The organism is Treponema sp. R6D11, from assembly GCF_054786075.1.
Map to the genome: position 1 here is coordinate 1 of NZ_BDHD01000255.1, position 2,089 is coordinate 2,089.

At 47.6% G+C, this 2,089-nt stretch carries 2 protein-coding genes; both read right to left on the reverse strand.

Features of this window, described 5'->3' with window-relative positions:
- Positions 1-697, reverse strand: a 697-nt coding sequence (locus tag ACYVTD_RS11960; protein ID WP_461247989.1) for an ABC transporter substrate-binding protein, incomplete at its 3' end; no start/stop codon positions are given.
- A gap of 226 nt (positions 698-923) precedes the next feature.
- Positions 924-2,089: sigma-54-dependent transcriptional regulator (locus tag ACYVTD_RS11965; RefSeq protein WP_461247990.1), on the reverse strand; the 1,166-nt coding region annotated here is incomplete at its 5' end.

Below are 2,089 nucleotides of genomic sequence, written 5' to 3' on the forward strand. Positions count from 1 at the left end.
AGGGATTTTTTTCGCGGGGCAGTTTCTGGTTCATATAGTCGGGATCGCCCGTGGCGGAACCGCCGATATAAGCGTCCCACGCGCCCATTGTCCAGCCGGCTGCAAAATTGGTGTACAGCGGAATCGCGCTTGTGGTATCTTTAATTTTTTTAAGAGCGGCAAGGAATTCGTCCGGCGTTTTCGGAAGCGGGTTAACTCCGGCTTTTTGGTATACCGCTTTGTTATATACGATGCCCTGTACGTTGGAAGTCGAGGGCAGTCCGTAGGTTATGCCTTTGAACGCCCTATTATCGGCGAAATTGTAAGTTTTTTCCAGAACTTCGGTCTGTCCGAACGGCTGGAAATAATTTTCCAGTTCGGTCAACGGGACTGTTGTGGGGATCATGCACGCGTCGCCCCAGTCTGGAGTGCTTATACGGGTCGTCATTGATTCGGCGTAGTCCGTAATCCCTTCATAACTGATGTTAACATTCGGGTACATTTTTTGGAAATCTTTTACATACCCCGCAAGTACGGTATCAATAATATCGGTACGGTGCGTTTTAAAGCGGATATTCGCTTTAATATTGGTGTGATCTTCGCCCAGTTTAAGCTGGTCAAATGTGGGAATATTGCCTGAAGATCCACCTTTTTTACACGATGAGAAAAACATGAAAAGCACGGTAATAACTAAAAACACCCCTATAATCTTTTTCATACTATGTTCCTCCTATAGTTTGTCCTATCTTCTATCTCAAAACCATATCAAACAACGTTTGATTGTCATTACGACTTAGGCTTGATTGACAGATGATAAACAGAAGATTATTTTATATTAATTTGAATTAAAAGTCAAATATTCGACAAAAACCAACAATTCCCAAACGCAAAATAAAAAAAACGGAAATTTTGCCTGTTTTTAACCCAAAAACAGGGGTTTTTCTTTACTCTTCTCCGCCGTCAAGTTTGCGAAGAAGCGTCTTTCTTCCGATACCGAGCATATCGGCGGCTTTTGTTTTGTTTCCTTTGCAGTGGGAAAGGGTGTCGCGGATAATTATCTGCTCGCACTCTTCCATGCTCGCGCCAAGTCTGATGTTTATCCAGCCCTCATCGGCTACGTCGCGCAGGACGGGGGGCAGATCATCCACGGTTATCATGTTCGACTGGCACATTACAACCGCGCTTTCGATGCAGTTTCGCAGTTCGCGGATGTTCCCAGGCCATTCGTATGAATAAAGGCGGGAACGCGCCTTCTCGTGTATGCCTTCGATTTTTTTCCCGTTTTCCTGCGAGAACTCTTTCAGGAAAGAGGCCGCCAAGAGCGGGATGTCGTCTTTTCTTTCGCGTAACGGCGGCACTAGGATATTTACGACGTTCAGGCGGAAATAAAGGTCTTCCCGGAAATTGCCTTTTTCAATCTCCGCCTTTAAGTCCTTGTTTGTGGCGGCGATAATGCGCACGTCAACTTCAAGCGTCTTCTCCCCGCCTACCCGCTCAAATTTCTTTTCCTGTAAAACTCGCAAAAGTTTTATCTGTATGTTCTGGTCTATCTCGCCTATTTCGTCAAGGAAAAGGGTTCCGCCGGAGGCAAGCTCAAAACGCCCGTGCCGTTGGGAAACCGCGCCGGTAAACGCCCCTTTTTCGTGGCCGAAAAGCTCGCTTTCCAAAAGAGAGGAAGAAAGCGCGGCGCAGTGCACTTTAACAATGGGAAAATCTTTTCGCGGAGAAAGCTCGTGAATCGCGTCCGCGACAAGTTCTTTCCCTACCCCCGATTCCCCGGTAATTAAGATGGAAGCTTTTGTGGGCGCCGCCTTGTTCATGGTGTCAAAAACGTCGCGGATGGCGCGCGAATTGCCGATTATCGACTTAAATTGTTTTTGCCTTTCAATTTCTTCGGTCATCTGGCGGTGCTTGAAAACAAGCTCGCGGTTTTCCAGGGCGCGCTTGATTATCAAAGAAAGATGATCCATGTCCACGGGTTTTGTAAGAAAATCCCACGCGCCGTCCCTCATGGAGTTAACGGCGGTTTCCACGGAGCCGTGGCCGGTAAGCATTATTACCGGGAAGCCGGGGGCCTGAGCGAGTATTCTGCGCATTAGCTCCTCGCCGC